Source organism: Halolamina sp. CBA1230 (genome assembly GCF_002025255.2).
In the GTDB taxonomy this organism is placed as follows: Archaea; Halobacteriota; Halobacteria; order Halobacteriales; family Haloferacaceae; genus Halolamina.
Window position 1 is genome coordinate 70,276 of sequence record NZ_CP054587.1, and the last position, 18,539, is coordinate 88,814.

The window sequence follows — 18,539 nt, forward strand, 5'->3', positions numbered from 1 at the left end:
GGAACTAACCGTTGACTTCGAAATCGACAACCAGGGAATCGAAAACGTCACGCTGGACCTGAGCGGTTATCAGGACGAGATTGACGTCAGTTCGGCTACTGCGTCGACGGACAACACTAATGTGACTGTTGAGGACACGAACCTGGACACGGCGAACGACGAGTACACGTTCGACCTCAACAACTCCGAGTCCTCGGCCCAGGCAGGCACCCTGACCATCGAGCTAACCCTCGACACTACCGGAGCTTCCACGAACTCCGGCACTAGCCTGACTGTCACTGCCGAGGACGCTGGTAGCGACGGTCAGTTCCAGTTCGACGTACTCAACGCTGGATCTGACTACGACGGTGTGGTCTCCGACGACCAGACCGGCAACAACTCCATCGTCTTCGCTGGCGAGACCGTCGTCTTCGACGCCGACTCCGACGAGGAGAACGGCAACGAGGGCGACTACGTCCTCCGAAGCGGTCAGCCGGACGGGGACAACGAACCCGAGTCGACGCTGAGCATCAACCAGACTACCGGTGTCGTTAATGTGGACACTAGCGACCTCAGCACGGGTAGCTACTACATCACGAACGACGGTACGGACCAGGCCGACCTCATCTTCGAGGTCATCGAGATGGACTTCGGTGCGGAGTTCACCGACAGCACTGTCGGTAACCTCGGTGCCGAGTCCAACACGACCGTCGAATTCACGTCCGACAACCGTGGCGGTGAAGCCTTCTCCGTCTACGTGACCTCGGACGAGTTCGACGATGAGGAGCTCGAGGACATCTTCCCGTCCGCTAGCGATATTGACCCCGCTGAGGAGGACGGCGTCGAGATCACTGGCGTTAACGCCGGTGAGGAGTTCGACGTGACGTTCGCCGGCTACGAAGCGGGTAACTACTCGTTCGACTTCACCGTCGCTGACACGAGTGCGACCGCGGAAGACTCGATCGAAGTCACCGAGACTGGCGAAGGCGCTGCTACCTTCACCAACACCTCCGTGACGGAGGAGCAGGGTGACATCGTCGAGCAGACGGTCGAACTCCAAGGCGCTTCCAACACGGCGAGTGTCGTCATCGGCGACCTCGGCGACACGGGTTACCAGGGTAACTTCACCCTCCTCGACGACGACGACGACGGTGAGGTGACCTTCTACTTCAACACGTACACGGCCGGTACGGCCCCCGACAACGAAGTAGTCACGCTGGGCGAGGACACTGAGTTCGCCGAGGACGGCGAGTTCGAGGAACCGCAGGGTCTCAACGACCTCCTCGACACCGGCGACTACGACATGTACGCGATGGCGGGCGATCAGAGTAACGACTACTCTGAAGTGCTCAACAGCTACGACTCGGTCGCCACCATCTACCTCCAGGAGCGCTCCACGAACTCGATGACGCTCTGGACGGCGAGCGAAGAGACGACTCTGGATTCGGTCGATGCCATCTCCTCGGCGGTCGAGGACGATGCCCTGACCGAGAGCCAGGAGATCGCCATGGAGGATCTGATGGTTCACGAGGTTGACGCGACTGGTCTCAGCGGCGCCTTCGGCGTCGAGGAGAGCGGTGTCGTGACCGAGAGCTTCCTTGACGGGCTCGACACTGGTGCGTACAACCTCACGATGGAGCAGGAGAACCCCGCTCCGAACCGAGAAGCGAAGACGCTCAACACGTCCAGCCTGGACGACAGCTCCGTTACGGTGATCGCCAACGCTGAGAGCGACACCTACTACATCGCGCTGGACACGCAGCACATCGAGTTCCAGCGTAACGGCAACACGTTCAGCGGCGACGAAGTGGTCGGCGAGGAGTACACTACGGTCTTCTCCGTGCAGGATCCGGCCCTGCTCGGCATGGACCGTGAGGCGACTCCCGAATCTGACGAGTACGAGACCGTGAACTCGACGGTCACGTTCGCTGACCGCGAGATCACGTTCGACGAGGATCCGATCACGGTCGGCGCTGCCTCCGAACAGACGATCTCGGGCACGACGACTGTCGCGCCCGGTTCGGAGATCAGCTTCCGCGTGAGCGCAACTGAAGACACGCAGCCGCGCTTCGTGAAGAACGCTGACGCGACTGTGCAGGCTGACGGCACCTGGTCGGTGACCTTCGACTTCTCCGACCAGAGCGTCGACGACACGTTCAACGTGAACGCTCGCGGCGCAGTCCCGTCCACGGACATGGCCGGCTCGGTCGTCGAGAGTCCGACGACCGACACGCCGACGGAGGGCACGGATACGCCGTCCGAAGGCACTGAGACGGGTACGCCGTCCGAAGGCACGGCCACGCCGTCCGAAGGCACGGCTACGCCGTCCGACGGCACCGACGAGCCTGACGAGGAGACCACCACGACGACGACGCCCGGCTTCGGCGTCGCTGTCGCGCTGGTCGCCCTGCTCGCCGCTGCCATGCTGGCCGGTCGCCGAGAGTAACTGACTCTCGCGACTCCCAGTAGCTAACCACCGGCTCACGCCGGACTTCCCGTTTTCCACTTCTTTCGAGCGCTCAACCGAGTAGCGGCGGCTGTGCCCCCACAACGGTAAGGGATTTACCCGCGGGTCGTGTTTCTCAGATATGGCCGGTATCGCGGGCGCCGTTCCGCCGTGGCTGCTCTCCGTCACCGACGTGCTGGCGTGGGTGGTCATCGGCGCGTTCAGCCTCGGCGCGGCGCTCGAGATCCTCGCACGGCGCCGTGACCGCGACACAGCCGACGGCTCGCTTGCGGCCGCCGTCGACGCCGGGCGCGAGCAGCTGGCGTACGCCCGCGCCGCCTCGGCGTCGGGCTGGGCGCTGTTCGCGCTGTTCTGGCTGCTGCTGTTCCCCCACTTCGCGTTCGTCCACAAGAGCTACGTCGAGGGCGTGCTCGCGGCGGTCGCCGTCCCCGCCTGCCTCTACGCGGGCTACCTGCTCTGGACGGGCCGGGACACGCTGTTCCTGCTCTCCCGCGCGACGGCGATCATGGGGCTGATCTATCTCCCGTTCGAGACGATCCCCGCCGTCGACGTCGCCGGGGTCCGGATCCCCGCGCCGCGGGAGCTGCTGATCGAGGTCGTCGCCGCCCAGACGGGCTTCTTCATGAGCCTGCTGGGCTCGAACCCAGAACTGATCGCGGGCCCACAGGGGTACATGAACACCTACGAGTTCGTCGCCAGCGACGGGCAGATCCTCCAGTTCTCGGTCGTGCTCGCCTGCACGGGGCTGGGGAGCATCGCCATCTTCGCGGGGCTGATCGCCGCCGTGCGGGCGCCGCTGGGCCGGAAGCTCCGCGCGCTGGGCGTCGCCGTCCCGATCATCTACGGGCTGAACCTCGTCCGGACGACGTTCATCGGCATCGCCTTCGGCGAGCAGCTGCTCCAGATCTACCCCGACCTGGTGCTGTCGATGTTCGGCGGCTCGGACCCGTACCGCGTCTCGTGGTACGTCTCCGACCGCATCATCAGCCAGCTGCTCGCGGTGGTCGCGCTGGTCGGCGTCACCTACCTCGTGGTGCGTGAGCTCCCGGAGATCCTGACGATCATCGAGGACGTGCTGTTCATGGTGACTGGCGACGAGTACGACCTCTCGAACACGCTCGACCTGCCGCGCAGTCAGGTCCGAACGCAGCCCCCCGAGTCCGGCGACGACTGAGTCAGTCGCTCCAGAGGGTCGCGATCCGTTCTTCGATCTCGTCGAGCACGAGCGCCACGACGTCGCGATGGTCAGTCGGCCACGACGTGTCCTCGCCGGGCGTCGAAGCGGCAGGCGGGGGGTGGAAGTGGTTCCGCGTGTTGTGCGGGTTCGGGTGTCGATCCCATCGGCACTCCCAGGCGTGATCCGTGTGACGCTCCCGATAGTTGATTTTGAAGTCGTCGTTCGTGTACCACCGAACCGTCAACTGCGCGTCGTCGACGGCGTCCGGGTAGTACGACTGCGACATGTCGACCTGCAGCACCAGGTGACCGCTGGCGTCCGTGACGGTCGCCCCGGAGATCTGTCTCGTGGCCTGGAGTCGTGTCTGGACGAACTCGAGGACCGGACGGTCGATGGGTGCCGGGCTCCCGCCGTCGTCTGTCGGTGGCGCCATCGAGCGAACTACCCGGACGTTCGGTCGCGCTGGGCGCCGGCGTGTTGCTGACGGGCACGTTCGTAGCGCTCGCGTTCCTCGCGTGCAGTCGCCCAGTCCGCGAGGTCTTCGTACACGTCGTCGATAGGGCGCTCCTCGGCGGCGGCCACCGCGTCCACTGCAGCCGGGGATCGGGCGTCGTACGTGGCCTCGTACTCGTCGATGCGCGTCGTCAGCTCACGAACGCGTGCCTGCAGTTCCTCGACGGTGTACTCGGCTGCGAGCTGGTTGATGCGTCGCCACTCGAAGTACGAATCGTTTCGCTCGTAGGTGACCGGACGACCGTCGTGTCTAGTGACGATACCCAGGTCGTCGAACCACTCCAGATACTTGCGAGCGGTTTTGGGGTCACAGTCGGCGGCGTCGGCGATCGCGCTCGCCGCCGTCGGCTCACGAGTCTGCAGGATCGTACCGTAGACCCGCTGTTCGACGTCGTCGCCGGTGAACGGCTCGTCGAACGGCGGTGGCCCATCGGCACCGTCTGTCCCGGCCATAGCTGAACCTGGCCCTGTACGGAGTTAATTCTTTCTTCGCGGAATAATTTCCTGCACGCGACACCCGTGGTGGTTTTCCCCGGCAGTACCGGCCGGATCAGGTTTCGTCGAGGAGTTCGTCGGGCGCGCCCGCGAGCGACGCCAGCGCCTCAGCTTCGAGGTGGTGCGGTTCCGCGGGCACCACCAGCAGGTGGAGCGGCCCGCCGAACTCACGATCGGCCAGCTCGGAGAGCCGGTCCGCCGCCACGACCGGCTCGTCGCTGCCCGCGCGGGCGACGACGACCGCGAGCTCGTCGGCCCAGTTCGCCGCGAGCAGTTTCGCCGCGAAATCGCCGGTCATGAACCGCTCGTCCGCCCCCAGCCCGGCCGCGTCCGCGGTGGGGTCGTCGACCTTGATGTCCAGGTAGACCAGCGTGTGGAGGTCGCGTTCGCGGTTCGCCTCGATCGTCTCGATCACGCTGTCGGGGACGTCGCCGCCGCCGTGGGCGCTCGGGAACGGCAGCGTCGTCGCCTTCCCGAAGCGGTAGTTCTGGAGTCCCGTCAGCCCCGCGGCGGCCGACTGGGCGGAGACGCCGTGGATCACGCGCGTCTCGATCCCACGCTCGTGGGCGCGCAGGCGCAGATCCACGTGCGTGGTCGAGATCATCGTATCACCCGCAGTGAGAAAGGCGACGTCCTCCTCCGCGGCGGCGTCGAGGATCGGTTCGGGGTCGCGCTCGACGCCCGCGCGGTCCCGCACCTCGATCTCGGTGTCGTGGTACGCTTCCAGCTCCGCGACGCTCGTGCCGACGAGCCGGCTGGTGTAGAACTCCGCGAACGCCCGGTCCGCGTCGGCGAGCGCCTCGGTCCCGGCGACCGTGATCGAGCGCTCGTCGTACAGTCCGAGTCCGATGAACGTGAGCATACCCGGAGTCGGCGCGCCCGGCCCAAAGCGGTGTCCATCGACCGCGATCGGGGGTGTCGCGGCGGTAAGGAATACGTAGCTCGGGCGTGCAGGCACAGCCATGACGAACTCAGATCCCGTCGAGGAGTCCGCGGGGGACGGTCGCGACCTGTACGATATCGCGACCTGGGAGCCCCGGACCGTCCTCGACCGGACGGCGGTCAAGCTCCACAGCGCGCTCGCCGGCGCTGCCCGGATATCGGTCGTCCTGCTCGCGGCGGTCGTGTTCCTCGCACAGGTGGGCGGAGTGGTCTGGCTGGCGAGCCAGCGGGCGACACTCGGCGCCGTCGCCCTGCTGTCGGCGGTGCCGGCGTTCCTGTTCGTCGCGTTCGTCTGGCGGCAGGACGTCGTCGAGAAGGAGCCGATCGACACGCTGGCGGTGACGTTCGTGCTCTCGGTACTGTTCGCCAGCTTCGCGGCGACGGCGAACACGCTGCTGCAGGGCCGGTTCCAGTCGATCCCCCTGATCGGGATGGCGCTGTTTTTCTTCATCGTCGTCGCGCCCGTCGAGGAGGCGGTGAAGTGGCTCGCGGTCCGGCTCCACGCCTACCGCCAGCCGGAGTTCGACGCCGTGATCGACGGCGCGGTGTACGGCGCCGTCGCCGGTCTCGGCTTCGCGACCATCGAGAACACCCTCTACGTCGTCCAGGGGTTCCTGCGCGCACAGGAGGCCGGCGCGAGCCAGGCGATCGGCGCCGCGCTCGGCACCGCCACCTCGCGGGCGCTCGCGGGGCCGGGCCACGTCATCTACTCGGCGTGGGCGGGCTACTACCTCGGCCTCGCGAAGTTCAACCGCGAACACCGCGGCCCCCTCGTGGTGAAGGGGCTGCTGATCGCCGCGCTGCTCCACGGCGCCTACAACACGACCGTCACCTACGTCCCCGCGCTGTTCTCGCTGCCGAACTGGTGGTATCTCGTCTTCGTCGTCGCCTTCGACGGCACGTTCTTCTACCTGCTCTACCGCAAGCTGGCGCGCTACCGGGACAACTACGCCGACACGGTCGGTGAGGAGGCCGACAGCGACGACGCCGCCGACGGGTCGACGGCTGCCACGGCCGACGGTATCGAGTCGGACGAGGTGTCGGTCGACGACCGCGGTCCCGTCTGGGACGCGCCGGAGAGCTCGACCGCGGAAGATGCGGACGAGGACGCCGACCGCGAGCAGTGACTACGCGACGGGGTTGACCCGCGGGTCGACGTACTCGTAGTAGGCGTCCTGCAGGACGTTCACCGTGACCACTAGCGCGACCGGGAGCAACACCACGCCGAAGATCAGGCCGGGCACCCGGCTGCCGACCGCGTCGATCGTGAGCGTCCCGAACCCGGGGGTGCGGGTGACCCACTCCACGACGTACAGGCCGACGAGCACGATCCCGAGCATCTCGGAACACAGAAGCGTCGCCAGTCGTGCGGCGGAGTGGGGGAACACGTGCCGGCAGATCCCCAGCAGCCCAACCCCTTTCGCGCGGGCGGTCTTGACGAACGGCTCGTTGGCGTACTGCTCCAGATCCGTCCCGGCCGCCCGGAGCTGGATCGCGAACAGGTAGAACGTCATCGTCAGGAACGGCCACAGCGTCGCCCCGAGGTTCTGGGGCGCGAACAGCCCCTTCGACGTGTCATACCCCAGCTCCACGATCGAGTCGGCCAGTTCGAACACGACGATGGGGAGGTAGATGTGGACCAGGTACGCGAACAGGAACACCGGGGTCGCGACCGCCGCCGCCCCGAGCAGCGTCGTCTTCCGCGTCAGGTCGCCACGCTCGATCGCGACCGCGAGGAGCTGGACCAGGGTGCCGCCGACGACGGCGATGACCGTCGCCGGGACGAGATAGAACAGCGTGATCGTGACCGAGTCGACCAGCAACGCGGTGACGCTGACCACGCCCTCGCCGGTCTCGACGCTGCCCAGATCCAGCGTGAGCAGCCGCACCGCCCAGTCCAGATACTGGGAGAGCAACGGCTCGGCCTGGGCGGCGAACCGCAGCTCCGGGTTCGTGGAGCGGAACGACCGCGGGAGATAGGCTTGCGACAGCGTGTGGGGGTTCTTCGTGTACGCCATCGCCAGGAACGCGACGGTGTAGGCGACGACCATCGAGAACACCCCACGCCCGACGCGGCGCAGCAGGGCGGCGGCGCTACCCATCGTGCCGGTCGCGCTGTCGCCTGGTGGTGACCGCTCGCTGTACGCTCGGGGAGTGGAGGGCTGCTCGCTGGCGGGACATCCGTGTGCCGTGTCAGAAACACCCAAGCTATTAGTCGTGTCGGCTCGGTGACGCCGATGCCCTCCACATGAGCGACGAGTCCGCCACCGACACCGGACGGTTCGAGACGATCGACTGGAACGAGTTCGATCCGGACGACGCAACGGTCGGCACCCCGACGTGGCTGCCCGCGACGGCGGCAGTGCTCCTGCTCGCGTTCTGTTACGACTACCTCACGGCCGAGGGGCTCCCCGTCGAGATCACCGGCCTCGACTGGCTGCTGATCGCGGGGCTGTTCGTCGTCGGCTCGCTGGTCGTGCTGCCGGTAATGGAGAACCCCGAGCAGATCCGGACGTACTGGGAGGGGTTCCGCGAGGACCGCCTCGCGGTCGCCTGCCTGGCGTATCTGGGGCTGTTCCTCGCCGTCGGGCTGGTCGGCCCGTTCTACTTCAACGACCCGCGGCTCCACATCCTCTACTCCTCCCAGCCGCCGATCTGGGGGAGCATCGACCCGATCTACGTCCCACGATGTTACGGCCCCGTCGTCGACGGGCGATGCCAGGGGACGTGGACGTTCCCGCTGGGCACCAACGCCATCGCGGGGAAGAACGTCGTGACGCTGCTCGTCCTGGGGACGCGGACCAGCCTGAGCGTCGTCCTCGGCGCGGCGGCGATCGTCGTCCCGACGGGCGTCGGCGTCGGCGTGGCGGCGGCGGAGATCGGCGGTCGCGTGGAGACGGCGCTGATGTGGCTGGCCGAACAGCTCCAGACGTTCCCCGCGATCCTGATCTACTTCCTGCTGTTCTGGTGGATCGTCGAGGGGCGGCTCCGTCTGCTGATCGCGGTGCTCGGCCTGGTGAGCTGGGGCGGGCTGGCCAGGCTCGTCAGGAACGAGATCCGGGTGCGCCGGAGCAAGCAGTACGTCCAGGCCGCCCACCTCGGCGGTGTCGGCGACCGACGGCTGCTCGTGCGCCACCTCCTCCCCAACGTCGCGCCGTCGGTGCTGACGAACGTCACGCTCCAGGTACCGCTGTTCGTGCTCGTCGAGGTGTCGGTGTCGTTCGTCCAGATCTCGCTCGCGGGCGGCACGTCGACGCTGGGCGACCCGACCAACTACTCGTGGGGCGAGCAGATCTACGACTCGCTGTTCACGGTCGGCGCGCCGGCGGCGTGGTGGCTTGCGGGGTTCCCCCTCGCCATGCTGTTCCTGACGGTGTTCGCGTTCAACGTCGTCGGCGACGCGATGGTCGACGCGCTGGAGCCACGGAGCGACTAGCTGCCGGGGGTCGTCTCCACCCGCGGGTCGACCACCTCGTAGTAGGCGTCCTGTAGCGCGTTGACCGCGGTCACGACCAGCACCGGCAGCAACACGACGGCGAAGATCAGGCCGGGGATCCGGCTCCCGGCGGCGTCGATGGTGAGCGTGCCGAACCCGGGCGTCTCGGTGACCCACTCGACCGCGTACAGGCCGACGAGCACGACCCCGAGCATCTCCGAGGAGAGCAGCGTCAGCAGCCGCGCGGCGGAGTGGGGGAACACGTGCCGGCAGATCCCCAGCAGCCCCACCCCTTTCGCGCGGGCGGTCTTGACGAACGGCTCGTTGGCGTACTGTTCGAGGTCGGTGCCGGCGACCCGGAGCTGGATCGCGAACAGGTACAGCCCCATCGTCAGGCTCGGCCAGACCGCCGCCCGGAGGTTCTTCGGCGCGAACGGCCCCGCCGTCTCGTCGTACCCCATGTCGGCGATCTCGCCGGAGACGTCGATCACCAGCACCGGGAGGTACACCTGCAGCAGGTACGCGACCAGGAACACCGGCACCGAGATGGCGGCCGCGCCGAGCAGCTTGGTTTTCGCGCTCGCGTCGCCGTACTCGACGGCGACGGCCAGCAGCTGGACCAGCGTCCCGAGCACGACTGCGATCACCATCGCGGGGACGAGGTGGATCAGCGTGACCGTTGCCGCCTCGGCGACGATATCGGTGACGACGACGGTCCGCTCCCCGAACCCGACCCGGCCGAGATCCAGCGTGAGCACGCGGCCGATCCAGTCGACGTACTGGGCGAACAGCGGCTCCGATCGCGCGGCCAACCGAGGCTGGCGCGAGATGGCCTCGAACAGCCGCGGCCGGTAGGCCACCCGTAGCCGGTGTGGGTTCGGCACGAACGCGAGCGCGACGAACACACCCGTGAACACGAGCCACAGCGTCACCACGAGCCGGGCGAGACGGCCGGCCAGCGCCACGAGGAGGCTACGCATCGCCGGGTGGTCGCCGTCGGTTGGGGGGCGTCGCGGTCGCGTGGTGGGGAGCCGTCCGGAGCATCGCTCGGCTGTGACACATGGTCACAAGCTATTAGGTTTTGCTCACCACTGTTGCTCGTAGCCCCGCTATGAGCGAGCCCTCCCCGCCCGACGCCGGCCGTTTCGCGACGGTCGACTGGACCGAGTTCGACGAGGACGCGGCCGCGCCGGCGCTGCCCCGCTGGCTCCCGATCAGCGCCGTGGCCGTCCTCGCGGCGTTCTGTTACGACTACGTCGCGGGGTTCCCGTTCCCGATGACCGGCCTCGACTGGCTGCTGATCGTAGGGCTGTACATGTTCGGCTCCTTCGGACTGGCGGCGCTGCTCGGCGCGCCGAAACAGGTCGCCCACTACTTGGACCAGTTCCGCACCGACCCCATCGCGGTCGCGTGTCTGGGCTTCCTGACCCTGTTCGTCGGCGTCGGGCTGGTCGGCCCGTTCCTCGTCAGCGAGCCGGAGGTGAACATCCTCTACTCCTCCCAGCCGCCGATATGGGGGAGCATCGACACCACGTTCGTTCCGCAGTGTCACGGTCCGGTCGTCGACGGTCGGTGTCACGGCTCGTGGCGCTACCCGCTCGGGACGACCGCCATCGGCGGGAAGGACCTGCTCGTACTGCTGGTGCTGGGGACGCGGACGAGCCTGAGCGTCGCGGTCGGCGCCGCGGCGCTGATCGTCCCCGCCGGCGTCGGGGTCGGCGTCGTTGCCGCCACGGTCGGCGGCCGCGTCGAGACGGCGCTGATGTGGCTGGCCGAGCAGCTCCAGTCGGTGCCCGCGATCCTGATCTACCTGGTGCTGTTCTACTGGCTGGTCGAGGGACGGCTCCGCCTCCTGATCGGCGCGCTCGGGCTGGTCAGCTGGGGCGGGCTCGCGCGGATGGTCCGCGACGAGATCAGGGTGCAGCAGAACGAACAGTACGTGCACGCGGCCCAGATCGGCGGCGTGGGCGATCGGCGGCTGGTGGGCCGGCACCTGCTGCCGAACGTTGTCCCGTCGGTGCTGTCGAACGTGACCCTGCAGATCCCGCTGTTCGTCCTGATCGAGGCGACGATCTCGTTCATCCAGATCCCGGTGACGACCGGGCCGTCGTCGCTGGGCGACCCCAGCCACTTCTCGTGGGGCCAGCAGATCTACAACTCGCTGTTCACGGTCGGGCTCCCCGCCGCGTGGTGGCTCGCCGGCCTGCCGCTGCTGCTGCTGTCGGTGACGGTGTTCGCGTTCACGGTCGTCGGCGACGCGATGGTCGAGGCGCTGGAGCCGCGTGGCGGCTGACGCTTCCGACACCGCCTTTTCGCTCCGGCCCCTGGAACGGCCGTGACCGAACGGATCGAGGCCGAAGTGATCCACGCCGTGGCGCCCGAAGAGTTCGGCGAGCACGATCTCGACCCCGAACTCGAGTCGCTGGCCGACTCCCGGCACGTCGTCGTCTGTCGGCGCGGCGGCCACCCGTCGATCTTCGAACTCGCGTGGGCGATGCTCCGCCGGAAGCCGATCGAGCCGGTGACGCTGCTCAGCGAGAACCGGGTAGCGGAGGGCGAGATCGTCGACGTCGCGGTCGAGGAGACGTCGATCGCGGGCGTCTACCGCGTGGTGTAGCGCCGGAGCGGCCGCGCGGCGAGGAGCCACGCCGCCAGGACGTACGCGGCCGTCCCGAGCAGGTACGTCCCGCCGCCGACGCTGAGCCCCACCCCCGCGCCGCCCAGCGCGCCCGCGAGGCTCCCGAGCAGCGGGAGCGCACAGCCCGCACACGACCCCAGCGCGACGATCCCCCCGACGCCCGCCGAGAGCCCTTCTTCGAGGACGTTCCGGGCCGCGAGCGAGACCAGATACGCCAGCGCGAGCACGCCGACCGCACGGTACGGGACGAGCGTGAACGCGACCCCGGCGCCGCTGAACCGCACGACTGGCCCCCACCCTGGCGGCAGGAAGACGAGATCGACGCCGGCCCCACCCATCGCGGGGCCGACGACGCCGATCAGCCACGCGAGGGCGAGCGCGTACAGGATGCCGACGCCTCTGCCGAGCCAGCGGCTCGCCCGGCCGACTGCGGGCCGTTCCGCGTGCCGGACCGCGACCGCGGCGGCGGTGAGCCAGATGAACGGCACCGCGAGCATCGACGGCGCCGCCAGCCCCGCGTCGGTGGCGAGCAGGTAGGCCAGCGCCAGCGCGGACTGGGCACCGAGCGCGAGCACGGCAGTCCGGACCGGCCCGGGGATCGACCGCGAACGCACCCCAGCTACGACGCTCACTCCCGTTCACCCCCGTCGGCGACCGCGGCGTTTCGACGGTCGGTGCGCTCGGTCGCCGACGGATCGAGGTCGTCCTCGGACCCGAGCGGTCGCGTCGTGTTCCCCACGACGAGCAGGCTCGACGCCGCCATCGCGACCGCGGCGATCAGCGGCGTGATGACCCCAAGCGCCGCGGCTGGCACCGCGACCGCGTTGTAGCAGAACGCCCACGCGAGGTTCTCACGGACGCGCCGGCGCGTGGCCGCGAGCGTCGCGAGCGCGCGGTCGACGGCCGCGAGATCCCGACCCACCAGCACCGCGTCGGCCGCGTCGGCGGCGAGCTCGGTCCCCGACGCGACCGCGATCCCCAGATCCGCCGCGGCGAGTGCGGGCGCGTCGTTGCTCCCGTCGCCGACCATCGCGACGGTCCCCTCGCTCCGGAGGCGGCGGACCGTCTCGGTCTTCCCGGCGGGCGGGAGCCCGGCGTACACCTCGTCGATCCCCGGCACCTCGCGGAAGCGGTCGGCGGCGGGCCCCTCGTCACCCGTGAGAACGACCACGCGGCGGTCGTCGCTCAGTTTCTCGACCGCCTCGCGCCAGCCGGGCCGGGGGTCGTCACCGGCGACGATGACGCCCCGGACTGCGCCGTCCCAGCCGACGTACGCCGCGAGGTGGCCCGAGGCCTCGGCGTCGGCGTAGCGCTCGCGCAGTTCCGCGGGGATCTCGCCGTCCGCGAACAGCGACTCGTCGCCGACGGTCACCCGCGACTCCCCGGCCACTCGTCCCGAGACACCGCGACCAGGGTGTGCCTCGTACTCGGTGACGGTGGAGTCGGGGCCGATCCTGGTGTCGATCTCGTCCGCGGCGTCGACGACCGCGTCGGCGACAGGGTGGTCCGAACGTGCTTCGACTGCCGCCGCGCGGCCGAGAAGTGCTCCGCGGTCAGTTCCGTCGGCACGCTCGACGTCCAGCAGCGCCATCGAGCCCGTCGTGAGCGTGCCGGTCTTGTCGAGCGCGACCACATCGACTTCCTGGGCCGTCTCGACGGCGCTCCCGTCGGTGAGCACGACGCCGTCTTCGAGCAGCGACCGCGTGCCTGCCGCGATCGCCAGCGGCGTCGCGAGCCCCAGCGCGCAGGGACAGGAGACCACGAGCACCGTCAACCCCGTCAGCAGCGCCGCGGTCGGGGACGCACCGAGCAGCAGGTGGGCGACGAACGCGAGCGTTCCGAGCACGAGCACCGCGGGGACGAAGATCGTCGCCAGCGCGTCGGCAAGCCGCTGGGGTGCGCCCTCCCCGCGCACGTCCCAGAGCAGCGAGACCACGCGGTCGAGCGTGCGTTCGGCGCCGTCGGCCGCGCGGACCACCAGCCGACCGTCCGAGACGACCGTCCCGCCGCGGAGTTCGTCGCCCTCGCCGCGTCGGACGGGCAGGGACTCGCCGGTCACGAGCGACTCGTCGACCGCCGCGGTTCCCTCCAGCACCTCGCCGTCGACGGGGACGCGTTCGCCCGAGCGGACGATCAGTTCGTCGCCGCCCTCGACAGCCTCGACGGGGACGGTATCGGTCCCATCGAGCGTGCGGATCCGGGCTTCCTCGACGCGGTCGCGCGTGAGGTCGGTGAGTTTGCCGACCGCCTGCTGCTTGATCCGCTCCTCGTAGTAGCTCCCGACCGTGACCGCGAGCACGACGACGATGGTCACGTCGAAGTACACCTCGATCCGCCCCGTGAACACCGCCAGCCCGCTGTACAGGTAGGCGGTCGTCGCGGCGAGGGTGACGAGTAGGTCCATGTTGGGCTGGCGCGTTCGGACGGCGACGTAGGCGCCCCGGAGCAGCGGCGCGCCGGTGTAGCCGAGCACGACCGTCGCCGAGAGCCAGACGTTGGCGAGCAGAAATCGCCCGGCGCCGTCGCGCAGATCGAACAGCAGCGCCTCCGGTGGCAGCCCGAAGTAGACAGGGTAGAGAAACAGGACGTACCACAGCATCGCCATCATCCCGAAGAAGCCGCCGACGAGCAGGCGCCCGACCGTGCCGTCGTCGGTCCGCTCCTCGGTCGACGGCGCGGCCGTGTAGCCGACGCCCGAGACAGCCTCGGCGATCGATTCGGGGCCGGTCGCGTCGGGGTCGTACTGGACCCGCATCGCGTCGGCCGGGAAGTTCGCGTCCGCCGCGGCGACGCCGTCGGTCCCGGTCGCGCGGCGTTCGAGGAACGCCTCACAGCTGGCGCAGTGCATCCCGTCGACCTGGAGGTACGCGGTCTCGGCGTCGTCGGGAACGGACGCGTCGTCCCCTCGAACCGCGTCGCGGGCCGTCTCAGCGTCGGCTGTCGTCGGATCGTCGAGGCTCCGGGCGACTTCGAGACAGCCCCGACAGCAGAACACGCCGTCGACGGCGTCGGCCGTCACCGGGGGGTCCGGCGTCGCGAGCCCACAGAGCGTGCAGTCGTCGCTCATGGCGGGAACACCTCCTGCCGGGTCGACGACCCAACTCCGGCCATGCTCAGACGCCGCCCACAGCGGTCTCGTCCTCGTCGTGGGGGCCGAACATCATGTACAGCCCGGCGACGATCAGCAGCACGCAGGTGGTCGACGCCAGCGCGACGCCGACACCGCCGCTGACGCCCAGAGCGTACAGCCACACCGGGACGATCGCTGCGAGCGCGATGGCGATCAGCTTCCGTGCGGATACGGACATACCTCGCTGTACGGTGTGATCCACGTAGGGCGCTCCGCCGATTCCTACGCCGTGGGAACTGGCGGGCCGGGTTAATCAGTCGGGGCGTAAGACCCCCCTATGGCACCGAACGCGGACAGCCAACCACGGCCGACACGGCGACGGCTCCTCGCCGCCGGCGGCGCGGCGGCGACCGGCGCGCTGCTCGGCGCGGCCGGCCCCGCGGCGGCCCAGTCGTCGTTCGACGGCTGGTTCGACGGCGTCTCGAACTACGACGGCGTCGCGGACCGCACCGGCGAGTCGGAGGTGACCGTCGAGGTCGGCGTCGACAACGGCGGGCAGCCGTACGGGTTCGGCCCGGCGGCGGTCAGGGTCGACCCGGGGACGACGGTCGTCTGGGAGTGGACCGGGCGGGGTGGATCGCACAACGTCGTCGCAGAGAACGGCGCCTTCGAGTCGGAGATGTCCTCGGAGGAGGGACACACGTTCAGCCACACGTTCGAGGAGGAGGGGACGTTCAGGTACGTCTGCACCCCCCACCAGTCACTCGGGATGAAGGCGGCCGTCGTCGTCGGCTCCGGCGGCGGCGTCTCCGAGCCCGACTACGGCGGCTGGTTCGACGGCGTTTCCAACTACGACGAGACCGTCGACGAGCGCGGAAGCTCGGAGGTGACCGTCGAGGTCGGCGTCGACAACGGCGGACAGCCGTACGGGTTCGGCCCGGCGGCGGTCCGGATCGACCCGGGGACGACGGTCGTCTGGGAGTGGACCGGCCGCGGCGGGTCGCACAACGTCGTCGCACAGGACGGATCGTTCGAGTCCGACCTCTCCTCGGAAGGGGGGCACACGTTCAGCCACACGTTCGAGGAGGAGGGCGTCTACCGCTACGTCTGCACGCCCCACCAGTCACTCGGGATGAAGGGCGCCATCGTCGTCGGGGACGTGAGCGGCGGTGGCGGGGACGGCGGCGAGGAAACCGAGGGCGGTGGAGAGGAAGCCGGCGGCAGCCTGCTCCCGATGCCTTCGGACTTCGTCGGCTGGCTGGCGCTGCTGATGGGCGGCGGCGGCGGGCTCGCGGTGTCGATGGTGCTCGGTGCCGAGTCCTACGCCGCCTACCGCGAGCACGAACGGGCCGAGCGGAGCTACGTCGGCGAACAGGCCACGGAGGCCGTCGGAACCGAGCCGGTCGAGGAGATCGACGACGGGTACGATCCGGTCGGGACGGCCGCGCTCGTCACGGGCTACTTCGTCCTGATCGCGCTGCTGTGGGTGTTCATGTACTTCGTCGAGTTCATCGGCGGGCCGACGATCACGGGGTAACTCATGCACGTACATCGATTCGAGAGACTCTGGTTCGGCGCATCGCTCGTCCTGATCGTGGCGTTCATCGGGACCATCGTCTACGGCGCGGTCGGCCCCGGGGTGGCGATGGTCGACGACAGCGGCGGCACGGTCGAACCGTCGGTGATCGCCGACGGGAACTACGACCAAGTGGACAACTTCCGCGAGCCGGGCGTGTACGACACCGACGACGGGGTCGAGGTGTACGTCGTCGCCCGGCAGTACCTGTTCCAGCCCGGCACCTCCGAGGCGATCGAGGTGCCCGCGGGCGAACCGGTGACGTTCCACGTCACCTCGCCCGACGTGACACACGGGTTCAACCTCGCGGGCACGAACGTGAACTCGATGGTGATCCCCGGCCAGATCGCGGAGTTCACCGTCACGTTCGACGAACCCGGCGAGCACGGCATCGTCTGCCACGAGTACTGCGGCGACGGCCACCACACGATGGAGGGACAGGTCGTCGTCGTCGAGGAGTCGCAGTTCGACGGGGGTGACAGCTGATGGCGACTGAACACGGCAGCGAAACCGGGTTCGAAACGGAGCAGGAGTACGTGGAGACCGACGACGGGACGCGCCGACGGCTGGCGTTCGTCGATCGGTACCCCGCGGCGGCCCGGACCGCCCGGATCTGTCTCTGGATCGCCTTTGCGGCGTTCGGCGTCGGCGCGCTGTTCGGCCTGATTCAGGCGCTCCACCGCACGAACACGCTGCGGATCATCCCCTCGGCGGACTACTACACGATCCTGACCGGCCACGGGGTGCTGCTGGGGCTGGTGTTCACCACGTTCGGCATCGCCGGCCTGTTCCACTGGGCGAACACGCGGAGCTTGGGCGTCGCACCGACGAACGAGCGGCTGACGCAGGGCTGGCTGTGGACGATGACGATCGGCACCGTGCTCGCCGCGGCGACGATCCTCGCCGGCCTGTTCGACTGGATCCCGGCGAGCGCGGACGTGCTGTACACCTTCTACGCGCCGCTGGAGGCGCATCCGCTGTTCTACATCGGCGCCGCGCTGCTGATCGTCGGCTCGTGGGGCGCGGGGCTCGACTGGTTCCTCCAGTACCGCGAGTGGCGCGAGTCGAACCCGGACGCGCGCATCCCGCTGCAGTCCTTCATGGTGCTGACGACGATGCTGATGTGGTACCTCTGCTCGCTGGGCGTGGCGATCGAGGTCGTCGTGTTCCTGATCCCGTGGTCGCTCGGCCTGATCAGTCAGGTCGACCCGCTGCTGACCCGGACGCTGTTCTGGTACTTCGGCCACCCCGTGGTGTACTTCTGGCTGCTGCCGGCGTACCTCGTCTGGTACACCGTGCTCCCGAAGCTCTCGGGCGGCCGGCTGTTCAGCGACCCGCTCGCGCGGGTGACGTTCGTCCTCTTCCTGCTGCTGTCGACGCCGGTGGGGTTCCACCACCAGTACACCGACCCCGGGATCGCCTCGGGGTACAAGCTGGTGGCGATGACGAACACGTTCTTCCTGCTGTTGCCGTCGTTACTGACGCTGTTCACCGTCGTCGCGAGCATGGAACACGGCGCGCGACAGCAGGGCGCGGGCGGTCGGCTCGCCTGGCTGACGAATCTCCCGTGGGAGCGCCCGGAGTTCTCCGGCGTCGCACTCGCGGGGATCATGTTCGCCGCCGGCGGGTTCTCGGGGATGATCAACGCCGGGATGAACATCAACTACCTCATCCACAACACCATCTGGGTGCCGGGCCACTTCCACCTCACCGTCGGGACGGCGTACGCGCTGACGCTGATGGCGATCTCCTACTGGCTGATCCCGCAGCTCACGGGCAAACGCCTCCAGTTCCGCGGGCTGGCGGCGATCCAGCCGTTCGTCTGGTTCGTCGGCATGGTGCTGATGTCGAACGCGATGCACCGCGGCGGCCTCGCGGGGATCCCGCGGCGCACCGCCGAACCGCAGTACGAGCAGGTCAGCTTCGACGCCGTCGTCGGGACGGTCGGCGAGATGCGGATCCAGATCGCGATCGGCGGGACGCTGCTGTTCCTCGGCGCGGTGATGTTCCTTGCGGTGATGTTCGGGACGTGGGCGCTCGGGAAACCCGACAGCCAGCTCCGGGTCAACGGCTCGATCCCCGAGCCGCTCTCCGGGGCCGAGGAGTCACCGCGCGTGCTCGACAACCTCGTGCTCTGGACCGCCATCGCGGTCGCGCTGGTGCTGCTTGCCTACGGCGTCCCGCTGTACGACATGGTCGCCGACGGGATCCACTTCCCCGGGAGCGCACCGTTCCCGGAGTAGCCC

At 68.9% G+C, this 18,539-nt stretch carries 17 protein-coding genes; 9 read left to right on the forward strand and 8 right to left on the reverse strand.

Annotation, left to right across the window (positions count from 1 at the left end; translation table 11 throughout):
• The first annotated feature begins 121 nt into the window (after positions 1-121).
• Both B4589_RS00395 and artA read left to right on the forward strand, forming a co-directional pair.
• Complete coding sequence (locus tag B4589_RS00395) at positions 122-2,425, forward strand: BGTF surface domain-containing protein (RefSeq protein WP_255246108.1); 2,304 nt, start codon at positions 122-124, stop codon at positions 2,423-2,425.
• Between the two features lie 142 nt (positions 2,426-2,567).
• The gene (gene artA / locus B4589_RS00400; protein ID WP_079232397.1) at positions 2,568-3,620 is read left to right on the forward strand and encodes an archaeosortase A; all 1,053 of its coding nucleotides are present in this window, start codon (positions 2,568-2,570) and stop codon (positions 3,618-3,620) included.
• Position 3,621: 1 nt separating this feature from the next.
• Here artA and B4589_RS00405 read toward each other — a convergent pair whose 3' ends face one another.
• The 3 genes from B4589_RS00405 to dph5 form a co-directional block, all read right to left on the reverse strand.
• A complete protein-coding gene (locus tag B4589_RS00405; protein ID WP_079232398.1) occupies positions 3,622-4,056 on the reverse strand; it encodes a hypothetical protein in 435 nt (144 codons plus the stop codon).
• Between the two features lie 8 nt (positions 4,057-4,064).
• Positions 4,065-4,589, reverse strand: coding sequence for a sugar-specific transcriptional regulator TrmB (locus tag B4589_RS00410; protein ID WP_079232399.1), 525 nt, complete (start codon positions 4,587-4,589; stop codon positions 4,065-4,067).
• Between the two features lie 97 nt (positions 4,590-4,686).
• A complete protein-coding gene (dph5, locus tag B4589_RS00415; protein ID WP_079232400.1) occupies positions 4,687-5,493 on the reverse strand; it encodes a diphthine synthase in 807 nt (268 codons plus the stop codon).
• Between the two features lie 100 nt (positions 5,494-5,593).
• Here dph5 and B4589_RS00420 point away from each other — a divergent pair, with 100 nt between their 5' ends.
• Positions 5,594-6,700 (forward strand): PrsW family intramembrane metalloprotease, encoded by a 1,107-nt coding sequence (locus B4589_RS00420; RefSeq protein WP_079232401.1) that lies wholly within the window; start codon positions 5,594-5,596, stop codon positions 6,698-6,700.
• Here B4589_RS00420 and B4589_RS00425 read toward each other — a convergent pair whose 3' ends face one another.
• The gene (locus B4589_RS00425; RefSeq protein ID WP_079232402.1) at positions 6,701-7,675 is read right to left on the reverse strand and encodes an ABC transporter permease subunit; all 975 of its coding nucleotides are present in this window, start codon (positions 7,673-7,675) and stop codon (positions 6,701-6,703) included.
• Between the two features lie 146 nt (positions 7,676-7,821).
• On the opposite strand from B4589_RS00425, the gene B4589_RS00430 reads away from it, so the two are divergent.
• The gene (locus B4589_RS00430) at positions 7,822-9,009 is read left to right on the forward strand and encodes an ABC transporter permease (protein ID WP_079232403.1); all 1,188 of its coding nucleotides are present in this window, start codon (positions 7,822-7,824) and stop codon (positions 9,007-9,009) included.
• On the opposite strand, the gene B4589_RS00435 is transcribed toward B4589_RS00430, so the two are convergent.
• A complete protein-coding gene (locus B4589_RS00435; protein ID WP_079232404.1) occupies positions 9,006-9,989 on the reverse strand; it encodes an ABC transporter permease in 984 nt (327 codons plus the stop codon). The genes B4589_RS00430 and B4589_RS00435 overlap by 4 nt on opposite strands.
• A 131-nt stretch (positions 9,990-10,120) precedes the next feature.
• On the opposite strand from B4589_RS00435, the gene B4589_RS00440 reads away from it, so the two are divergent.
• Both B4589_RS00440 and B4589_RS00445 read left to right on the forward strand, forming a co-directional pair.
• Positions 10,121-11,302: an ABC transporter permease gene (locus B4589_RS00440; RefSeq protein WP_079232405.1), complete on the forward strand. Its 1,182-nt coding sequence runs from the start codon at positions 10,121-10,123 to the stop codon at positions 11,300-11,302.
• A 42-nt stretch (positions 11,303-11,344) separates the two neighbouring features.
• Entirely contained in the window at positions 11,345-11,626 is a 282-nt protein-coding gene (locus tag B4589_RS00445; RefSeq protein ID WP_079232406.1) for a hypothetical protein, read from the forward strand.
• On the opposite strand, the gene B4589_RS00450 is transcribed toward B4589_RS00445, so the two are convergent.
• Genes B4589_RS00450 through B4589_RS00460 form a run of 3 tightly spaced genes read right to left on the reverse strand, consistent with a single transcriptional unit; the run spans position 11,611 to position 14,955 of the window.
• On the reverse strand, positions 11,611-12,279 hold the full coding sequence (locus B4589_RS00450; protein ID WP_143414240.1) for a hypothetical protein: 669 nt from the start codon (positions 12,277-12,279) through the stop codon (positions 11,611-11,613). The two genes, B4589_RS00445 and B4589_RS00450, sit on opposite strands and share 16 nt — an antisense overlap.
• Positions 12,276-14,714: a cation-translocating P-type ATPase gene (locus tag B4589_RS00455; RefSeq protein ID WP_079232408.1), complete on the reverse strand. Its 2,439-nt coding sequence runs from the start codon at positions 14,712-14,714 to the stop codon at positions 12,276-12,278. The genes B4589_RS00450 and B4589_RS00455 overlap by 4 nt, the downstream gene beginning before the upstream one ends.
• Positions 14,715-14,760: 46 nt before the next feature.
• Positions 14,761-14,955, reverse strand: a complete 195-nt coding sequence (locus B4589_RS00460) for a hypothetical protein (RefSeq protein WP_079232409.1) — start codon at positions 14,953-14,955, stop codon at positions 14,761-14,763.
• Positions 14,956-15,054: 99 nt separating this feature from the next.
• On the opposite strand from B4589_RS00460, the gene B4589_RS00465 reads away from it, so the two are divergent.
• From B4589_RS00465 to B4589_RS00475, 3 genes are all read left to right on the forward strand, one after another.
• Complete coding sequence (locus tag B4589_RS00465; RefSeq protein ID WP_079232410.1) at positions 15,055-16,254, forward strand: halocyanin domain-containing protein; 1,200 nt, start codon at positions 15,055-15,057, stop codon at positions 16,252-16,254.
• 3 nt (positions 16,255-16,257) lie between these two features.
• Complete coding sequence (locus tag B4589_RS00470) at positions 16,258-16,779, forward strand: cytochrome c oxidase subunit II (RefSeq protein ID WP_079232411.1); 522 nt, start codon at positions 16,258-16,260, stop codon at positions 16,777-16,779.
• Positions 16,780-16,859: 80 nt separating this feature from the next.
• The gene (locus B4589_RS00475; RefSeq protein ID WP_079235128.1) at positions 16,860-18,536 is read left to right on the forward strand and encodes a b(o/a)3-type cytochrome-c oxidase subunit 1; all 1,677 of its coding nucleotides are present in this window, start codon (positions 16,860-16,862) and stop codon (positions 18,534-18,536) included.
• Positions 18,537-18,539 lie beyond the last annotated feature (3 nt).